This window comes from Variovorax sp. 10N420 (assembly GCF_056394705.1).
Genome location: NZ_JBFTIJ010000050.1, coordinates 1 through 428, shown reverse-complemented (window position 1 = coordinate 428; position 428 = coordinate 1). Strand labels below are relative to the sequence as shown.

Annotated in this window: 1 pseudogene; it reads right to left on the bottom strand. The window is 64.0% G+C overall.

Annotated elements, in window-relative coordinates:
• Window positions 1-5: 5 nt before the first annotated feature.
• Window positions 6-428 (bottom strand): annotated as a pseudogene (locus AC1DEK_RS30160) (NAD(P)(+) transhydrogenase (Re/Si-specific) subunit alpha); the annotation flags it as partial.

Sequence of the window (428 nt, the reverse complement as noted above, 5' to 3'; positions counted from 1 at the left end):
TTCGCTTACTTCTTCGTGACCTGGCCGTCCTGGGCCATGCGGCAGGCAGCGACGATGTCGTCTTCGAGATCGATCTTCAGGCCGCCCTCCTTGGGCAGCACGAGCTTGAGGAAGTCGAGCACGTTGCGCGCGTAGAGCGACGATGCGTCCGCGGCCACCAGGGCTGCGAGGTTCGTCTCCCCGATGATCGTCACGCCGTGCTTGACCACCGTCTTGTCGGCTTCGGACAAGGGGCAGTTGCCGCCCTTCATCTCACCATTCATGTCCGGGCCCTTGCCTGCGGCGATGTCCACGATGACCGAACCCGGCTTCATCGACTTGACCATCTCCTCGGTGATGAGCGTCGGAGCGGCGCGCCCCGGGATCAGCGCGGTGCTGATGACCACGTCAGCCTGTGCAACGCGCTTGGCCACTTCGATCTTCTGGCG